At 62.2% G+C, this 7580-nt stretch carries 7 protein-coding genes and 4 pseudogenes; 7 read left to right on the top strand and 4 right to left on the bottom strand.

Annotated features, from left to right (window positions below; genetic code table 11):
* Positions 1-182, bottom strand: a 182-nt coding sequence (locus AC1DYD_RS40795) for a transposase domain-containing protein (RefSeq protein ID WP_478178195.1), incomplete at its 3' end; no start/stop codon positions are given.
* A gap of 177 nt (positions 183-359) precedes the next feature.
* Here AC1DYD_RS40795 and AC1DYD_RS40790 point away from each other — a divergent pair.
* Together AC1DYD_RS40790 and AC1DYD_RS40785 are read left to right on the top strand one after the other, a co-directional pair.
* Positions 360-986, top strand: a pseudogene (locus AC1DYD_RS40790) (IS3 family transposase); the annotation flags it as partial.
* Between the two features lie 258 nt (positions 987-1244).
* The gene (locus tag AC1DYD_RS40785; RefSeq protein WP_478178397.1) at positions 1245-1634 is read left to right on the top strand and encodes a hypothetical protein; all 390 of its coding nucleotides are present in this window, start codon (positions 1245-1247) and stop codon (positions 1632-1634) included.
* A gap of 549 nt (positions 1635-2183) precedes the next feature.
* On the opposite strand, the gene AC1DYD_RS40780 is transcribed toward AC1DYD_RS40785, so the two are convergent.
* On the bottom strand, positions 2184-2558 hold the full coding sequence (locus AC1DYD_RS40780) for a glycoside hydrolase family 25 domain-containing protein (RefSeq protein WP_478178396.1): 375 nt from the start codon (positions 2556-2558) through the stop codon (positions 2184-2186).
* Positions 2559-2561: 3 nt separating this feature from the next.
* Between AC1DYD_RS40780 and AC1DYD_RS40775 the strand changes: the two are divergent.
* Together AC1DYD_RS40775 and AC1DYD_RS40770 are read left to right on the top strand one after the other, a co-directional pair.
* Positions 2562-2761 (top strand): annotated as a pseudogene (locus AC1DYD_RS40775) (DDE-type integrase/transposase/recombinase); the annotation flags it as partial.
* A 207-nt stretch (positions 2762-2968) separates the two neighbouring features.
* On the top strand, positions 2969-3727 hold the full coding sequence (locus AC1DYD_RS40770) for a peptidoglycan-binding domain-containing protein (protein WP_478178398.1): 759 nt from the start codon (positions 2969-2971) through the stop codon (positions 3725-3727).
* A gap of 85 nt (positions 3728-3812) precedes the next feature.
* Here AC1DYD_RS40770 and AC1DYD_RS40765 read toward each other — a convergent pair.
* Positions 3813-4707 (bottom strand): annotated as a pseudogene (locus AC1DYD_RS40765) (IS3 family transposase); the annotation flags it as partial.
* A 79-nt stretch (positions 4708-4786) separates the two neighbouring features.
* On the opposite strand from AC1DYD_RS40765, the gene tnpA reads away from it, so the two are divergent.
* From tnpA to tnpC, 3 genes and pseudogenes are all read left to right on the top strand, one after another.
* Complete coding sequence (tnpA, locus tag AC1DYD_RS40760) at positions 4787-5212, top strand: IS66 family insertion sequence element accessory protein TnpA (protein ID WP_478178395.1); 426 nt, start codon at positions 4787-4789, stop codon at positions 5210-5212.
* The gene (tnpB, locus tag AC1DYD_RS40755) at positions 5188-5538 is read left to right on the top strand and encodes an IS66 family insertion sequence element accessory protein TnpB (protein WP_478178394.1); all 351 of its coding nucleotides are present in this window, start codon (positions 5188-5190) and stop codon (positions 5536-5538) included. Before tnpA ends, tnpB begins: the two co-directional genes overlap by 25 nt.
* Positions 5539-5632: 94 nt before the next feature.
* Positions 5633-7201: pseudogene (gene tnpC, locus AC1DYD_RS40750) on the top strand (IS66 family transposase).
* Between the two features lie 26 nt (positions 7202-7227).
* On the opposite strand, the gene AC1DYD_RS40745 reads toward tnpC, so the two are convergent.
* Positions 7228-7580 (bottom strand): SEC-C metal-binding domain-containing protein (locus AC1DYD_RS40745; RefSeq protein ID WP_478178393.1); only part of this gene is annotated, 353 nt, incomplete at its 5' end.

The following is a 7580-nucleotide window of genomic DNA, read 5'->3' as shown; positions in this document are numbered from 1 at the left end:
AGCGCCATGCAGTAGTACGCCCCCGCCACGGCCGGAAAGCTGCGCACGCGTTGCGAATTGCAGCCGTGGGCGTCGAGCACCGCATTCACCACCTCGGCCGGCACCACCCGCGCCAGCAGGCTGGCGCTCAGAAAGTCAGCCAGCCTGGCTCCGCTGCCCAGGACCGCCTTGGTTCTCGCCATGCTCGACTCCGTCGTTGCGACGGCAGTCATTTTACATCAAATTTCTCTATCCGAACAGTATTGGGTCTTGACTGATTTCTCTTTGTCTTCAGGCCCCCTGCCAGGCCGCCGGAGGCGCCCCCGGTTGAGCCATGTACTCATACTCAACCTCCGTCCCTACCGCAATCCCCTTGGGCGGTCGGCAAGAAGCGGGTCTATCGCCTGTACCGACTGGAAGGGCTGCAGCTTCGCATGAAGGTCAAACGCCGCAAGCGCATCAGCCTGCAGCGCGGTCGACCGGTGCCGGCCACGGGTCTCAATCAGCACTGGAGCATGGATTTCGTCCATGACCAGATGCTCGATGGACGGGCGTTCCGCGTGCTCACGGTGATCGATCAGTGGAGTCGCGAGAGTGTGTCTCTAGAGGCCAACTTCCGGCTCACGGGTCGATGCGTTGGGAAGGCCCTCGACCAGGCTGCCATCGAGCGTGGCTGGCCCAAGGCAATCACGGTGGATAACGGCACAGAGTTCACCTCCAAAGCGCTCGATGAATGGGCCTGGCGACGCGGAGTGAAGCTCGATTACACGCGTCCCGGCAAGCCCACTGACAACGGTCTGATCGAGTCATTCAACGGTCGCTTGCGCGACGAATTCCTGAACGTCAACGAGTTCATTACGATGCAAGATGCGCGGGAAAAGTTGAAGGCTTGGCAGCATGACTACAACCATCACCGCCCACACGGATCACTGGGCCACCTGACCCCCAGTGAGTTCGTCAAAAAGAGGCCAGATCAACAAGCCGAAAACCGCCCAACTCCAGTTTAAAACTGACCGGAAATGGGGGAGACGTCAGAAGTGACTGGCGACAGCGAAGACTTGTCCACCGGCGGCGTGGCGCATGCCACGCAGACGCCGACGGTGGTCAAGTGCGGACCCGCTAGACCGGCTGGGGTGGAAGTGGGTGGCGCGCTGATTGCCACGAAGGGCGAGGGCCGGGCCCTTGTCAAGCGCCGGCTCCGCAATCCGTAGGATGTGCGGAAGGCGCAACCTCACTAAGCTTTCAAACAGATCAAAGGATCTCTCATGGGTGAACGACAACGCTACCGCCGCCGGCCGGGCAAGCCGGTGGTCGCGGTGCAGCTCAAGCTGGACACGGAAGGCTTCAGATACCAGAAATGGGGTGAAGAGCAGCGCTGCAAGGCCAACGACTGGCTGGTGGACAACAACGGCGAGGTGTACTCGGTGGACGCCGTCTCCTTCGCGCGTACCTACACGGCCGAGGGGCAGGGCACGTATGTGAAGACCGGCAAGGTCTGGGCCGAGCAGGCGGCTGAAGGCGGCCGCGTGGCGACGAAGGAAGGCGGCACGAACTACGAGTCGGGCGACTGGCTTGTGTCCAACGAAGAGGATGGGTCTGACTCCTACGCCGTCAGCGCGAAGAAGTTCGAGGAGTCGTACGAACTGGACGAGTGACAAGGTCGAGCAAGCCAAGGGAGGCGCGCGATGGACTGTTTCGTGATTCGGGGGGTTGGCGAGAAGAAGGATTCCGGCGGCAAGCTATCGACTTCGACAAGGTCGACAAGGAGCTGATCAAGCCCGCCATGGACAAATGTGGCCTGGTCGGCGGCACGACGGCCATCGTGCAGGGCTCGGGCCCGATCCACCAGGACATGTTCCAGTTGCCTGCCGCCCAACGATCGGGGTGATGTCCAATCCGCTGTGCCGACGTCAACGACCCCCGCACAGCAGGGGCCGTCAAGGCCGAACATCGCTTGCATTCGGTGGAAGCCCTTGTAGTACTTTGGGTGCGGAATGACACGGTAGCCCCGAAATTTTCCATTGAAATCAACGACTTATGCATTCAGATCGCGCGCAGAGGTTTCAAGCTCGTAAGTCCCTGTCGCATAGCGAGTTTTCGACCCAAAGCGCGCCGATTTACTGAGATGGAACCGGCGCCACCCCGATACGACGCTGAGCGGCTCACCAACCGCTTTTCATTAGAGGTCTGCTATGGACGTGCGTTCAAGCCGAGGCTCGCCAGAAGGTGCGCAGTTCATCCTCAGAGCCGTCGAACTTGTTCCGATCGTATCGGCCTACACCGGCTGCGACGTGCGGCTCGTCGCCTGCTGCACCGTCCGTGTATTGCCACAACGTCCAGTGATCCCACACCTTGGGAATCAAGGGCGGGGGCCCGTAGCGGGCGAACCAGAGCCAGCACTTGGATAATTCCGTCTGTGCAGGAGAATTTATGCCTGCCGACAGCAATGCCTCCTTGATGGTGTGTCCTGAGTACAGTCCGGGGTATCGGCCTGTGGCGGCAAAATTTTCGTGCACGAAGTGCTCCGCCTCGAGCAGCGTCATGTCCTGACCCTGGGGATTGGCCTCGAAGTCAAGCACCAGCAGTTCGGTGTGGGGCGCTCGAGGCGTGTCGACGAGACCTACGTGCACGTGGGCGGCCAGTGGAAGTTTTTGTACTGAGGCGACGATCGGCTGGGCCAGACGGTTGACTTCCTGCTACCGCTCGCCATGGAGTAACGGCTACAGGCTGGTTCTTCGAGCGCGCGATCGGCCAACACGACGTGCCCAAGAAGAGCACGATCCTATTCCGGCATATTGGAGCCAGTTCGCTTTCGGCGTCATCGCCGGGCTCTCACTGGGTCACTCCTGGATGGAATTTAGCATCCTCATCTTTGTGGATTCGATTCGCTCTGCCGCTGGCGTCGCCAGAGAGCCGAGCGCATAGTGCAGATTGCCGATGTCCAGCTACGCCAATCACTGAGAATCTGGGCGGCAGTCTGGAGGTCAGGATGGGCTACGGAACGAGAAATCTGTCGAAAGATATGGTAGGTGAGGACGTAGAGGAACTGCAGATTCGTCTTGCTGGTTTCCGCGGGACGCTGCCCGACGGCGAGTTCGGGCCTGGCACCGAACTGCAGGTCACCACGTTTCAGCGTGACGTCATGGGCCACGCGGATCCTTCCGGCATTGCGGACGGCGAAACCCTAAGGGCGATCGATTCGTTTGCGGAACAGTTCCCCATAGACTTCGGCGCATTGAAATGCCATTGCGGAAAATGCGACGGCTTTGGCCAAGGGCGCTTCAAAGGCAAATACCTGGGCAACGACAAGAACGAAGCATTCCACCTCTACGAGTACCCGGGCATCCACCGAATGCTGCTCTGGGCAGTGAGGGCCGCCTTCTTCTATATGCCCGAGCACCGCTTCAGTTTCAGCTCGGGCTACCGCTGTGGAGTTGACAACCAGCAACATCACCGCAACACCACGAATCACTGCGGTAAGGCGGTCGACCTAGACGTCGCGCTGGCGCGCGGCGAAGGCAAGCGAGAGGACGCCATCAAATGCCATGAGATTCGAGGCCGGCTCGTCGAGCTGTCGAATGCGCAGGTCGGATGGGGTGCCGCGAACCGCAAGTCACTGGAACCGGACAACGTGGCACCGACCTGGGTCCACTACGACGTGCGTTCCTACGCGTCTGTCTATCTCGCCGATCGGTTCTTTTGCAAAAGCCCTGGCGAGTTGGATTGTCGGATCCCCATCCAGATCTGAGAGAGGTTCCAAGAACATTTCACTCTTGGGTCTGAAATGCCTCAACTCGTCGGTGTGATCTTGCCCCCGTATTTCAGGCCACGGTCTATTCGCAATGTAGCGTCTCGGCGTGAGCGAGACGCTGTTGGGCAGCGCGATGCTGCCTGAACTCCCTGGGTGATTTCATCTTCAAGCTCGAGTGCGGGTGCACCTGGTTGAAGTGCTCGAAGGCGGGCCTCCATTTGCGCCATCACGGTCCTGGCATCGGTGAGGTAGCATCTCGCGCACCGGCTCGCCCGGCAGCCCTTTGCCCTCCCACGCCCGGTACGCCACGATCTCGCGGTCGCAGCAGTCCTTTGTGAACGTCGCCGTGACGGTCTGGCCCGAGTCGCATTTGATCTCGAATCCGTCCGAGCACCAGCGCGTATCGCTGAGCTCGACCGCCACCTTGCCCTCGTGGGGCCGGCTGGACTGTCGACGTCTGGGCGCCTTCGGCAGCAGCAAGGCATTGCCCACCATCACCCGGTAGACGCGCTTGGCGTTCACGCGCGGCGCGCCGACGTTGACCCGCTGCCGGTTCACCAATGCGCAAGCGCGCCGATAGCCGTAGGTCGGCAGTTCCGTGATCTGAGCCTTGATCTCGGCGAGCAACGCAGCGTCGCCGGCGGCAGCGGCTCTTTGTGTTCGACCGTCGACCCAATCCTGAGGTCGAACCTGCAGACGATGAATATTGGAGCGCGCCAACCCCAGCGCACGGCAGACGGCCATCACTGGCCGTCCCCGTCCAGCAAGGGCGAGCGCGCAATCCACTTTTTTTCGGCGGCGTACTCCACAGCCTCCTTGAGGATCTCGTTCTCCAGGGTCTTCTTGCCGAGCACGCGTTGCAGCTTGGCGATCTCGGCACGGGCGGCAGCCAGCTCCGATGCAGGCACCACGGCCTCGCCGGCCGAGACGGCCGTCAGCGCCCCTTGACGTTCGAGCTTGCGCCACTGGAACGTAAGCGCTCAATAAACCACGTCCTTGCGGCGGCCGCCGTGGACGATGAAGCTACGTTCCCATGTACAGCAACATGGGAACGTAATGTCAGAGTGGTTGTCGGAGTTGGGCAAGCGCCTCGTTGTCGGGCGCAAACGCGACGGGCGGTGTGTCTATGACGCGCAGGCAAAGCGGGATCTGATTCTCGCGTGCCGCGAGCCGGGGATGTCGATTGCGAGGATCGCTCGCGAGTGCGGGATCAACGCGAATCAGTTGAGCGCCTGGATTCGTCGTCATGAGCGCGCGTCGACCCAGGCTGTCGTGCCGATCGCCAACGCAGAGTTGCCGGAGCAGGCATTTGTTGCGGTGACCCTCGAGGCAACGAAGCCAGAGACCGCGACGATCGTGGATCTGCAAGCGCGGTTGCCCAACGGCGTGGTGGTCGATCTTCGTGGATGCGATATGCGCCAGGCCAGCGACTTGATTCAAATGCTTGGGAGCCTGCGGTGTTCCGCTTCGACGAAGATCTGAGGGTCTACCTGCACCGTGAGGCTATCGACTTCCGCGTCGGTCTCAACGGGCTGGCGGTCTTGGTCGAACAGGCCTTGGGCCTGGATCCGTTCGCCAAGGCAGTGTATGTCTTCCGCAATCGTCGGCGCGATCGCGTGAAGATCCTGGCCTGGGACCGCAACGGCTTCTGGCTGTTGATGAAGAGACTCGAACAGGATCGCTTCATCTGGCCCGACGCAGCGTCGGTGCCAAAGCTGACAGTCGAGGAGCTTCATTGGCTGCTCGATGGCATCGACCTCGCAGTCGTGCGCAAGCACCCCCAGCGTGTCTACGCGCGCGTGGCCTGATCGAGGTCAGTCACGGCGTGCAGCGGCGCGAAGAATTTGCATGAAAGTGCGATGATCCTGGAACGCCTGCGCGCCATGTGGATCGAAGCAGGCGATGGTCCAGATGCCCACCGCCGAAGAATTCGCAGCCCTGCAGCAGGCGCTGGCCGAGGCCACTCGGCGCAGCGAATCTCTGGTTGGCGAACTGCGCGTGGTGACCACCGAGCGGGACCTGGCGCTGGAGCGGCTGCGAGCCTTGCAGGGCCAGCTGTTCTCCGCCAAGAGCGAGGCCCGCGGCAGCGAACAGAAGGACCTGTTCCTCAACGAGGCTGAGGCGCTCGCGGCGACCTCGCAGACGCTGCCGGCTGAGACCGATGACGAGGAGTCGACACCAATCGCAGGCCATTAGCGCAAGAAGCGTGGACGCAAGCCGCTGGATCCCGCACTGCCGCGCGAGATCGTGCGCCACGAGCTACCCGAATCCGAGCGCGCGTGCGCCCATGATGGCCATGCGCTGGTGGAGATCGGCGCCGAGGTCAGCGAGCAGATGGACGTCATTCCCGAGCAGGTGCGTGTGCTGCAGCACCACCGCATCAAGTACGCCTGCCCCTGCTGCGATCAGAGCCTGAAGGTCGCGCCGACGCCGGCACGCATCATCCCGCGCGGGCTGCTCACTGAGCAGGCTCAGGCCTGGATCATCACGGGCAAGTACCAGTTCGGAATGCCTCTGTACCGCACGGCCGCACTGCTGCGCCGCTTCGGTGGCGACATCGCGAGCAACACGCTGGCCGCCGGCGTCGTGCGCATCGGCCGGTCGGTGCAGCCCGTCATCAACCTGCTGCGCGATCACCTGCTCGACTCGGATCTGATCTACGGCGACGAGACGACGGTCCAAGTCCTGAAGGAGCCCGGGCGCAAGGCACAGACGAAGAGCTTCATGTGGGCGCAGATGAACGGCACCGGCCCACCAGTACGGCTGTTCGCCTATGCGCCGGGTCGCGGCGCCGTGCACGCCGAGAAGCTGTATGCCGGCATCCGCCCCGGCACCACGCTCATCACCGACGGCTACGAGGTCTACAACGGCATCGCCAAGGCCGGTGGTCTCACGCACCTTGGATGCTGGGTTCACGCACGCCGACCCCTGATCAAGGCCGAGGAGGCCATACCGAAGGCAGCCCGGTCGCCGGACCAGTTGGCCACACGAATCATCAAACTCATCGGCAAGCTTTATCGCGCGGAGGCGCTGGCAACGGGGTGGGCGCCGCAGCGCCGTCTCCGGCTGCGCCAGCGTTACAGCGCCGCAGTGGTCAAGCAGATCGAACAGTTGCTGCTCGCGCACCTGCACGCCGTCGCCCCAGCGAGCCTGCTGGGCGAGGCGCTGCACTATCTGCACGGCCAGTGGCCCAAACTCGTCCGCTTCCTGGACAACGGGACCTGGCCGCTGGACTCCAACCCGGTTGAAAACGCCATCAGACCATTCGTCGTTGGTCGCCGCTCATGGCTCTTCGCCGACACCGTCGGYGGWGCGAACGCCAGCGCCAATCTTTATTCACTCATCGAGACGGCCAAGGCTAACAACGTCGAGCCGTATCGCTACCTCGTCGCCCTGTTCAAGAAGCTGCCGCTGGCGCAAACGGCCGATGACTACGAGGCGCTGCTGCCCTGGCGACTCACGACGCAGTGAACCGTCTGGGGCTCTCGCGATCTGCCTCAATGAAGGTCAGCCGCAGCGCCGCAGCACTTCTTGAACTTCTTGCCGCTCCCACAGGGGCAAGGCTCGTTGCGTCCCACCTTGATTTGCATCGACCTGGCCACCGTGCGTTCATAGACAGCGAGTCTCAGCGGTARCCAGTGGGCATGCATGTCCAGGACAACTTGTGGGATCTGCAGTGCCAGCTTGGCCCTCATGGCAGGCGTCTTGGTGAGCTCGTCCTGATCCTCTGAGAACTCGTCTTCGCCCAGCAGGGCGATCGGCCTGAACCAGGCTTGCCCTTGCGGTGTCGACAGCAAGGGCTTCCAGTCATTCCAGCAAAGCCTCATTCCCTCGATAAAGCCGTAGGCCC

The organism is Variovorax sp. P4_B11 (genome assembly GCF_056402355.1).
This window is presented reverse-complemented; position numbering and strand designations above follow the sequence as displayed.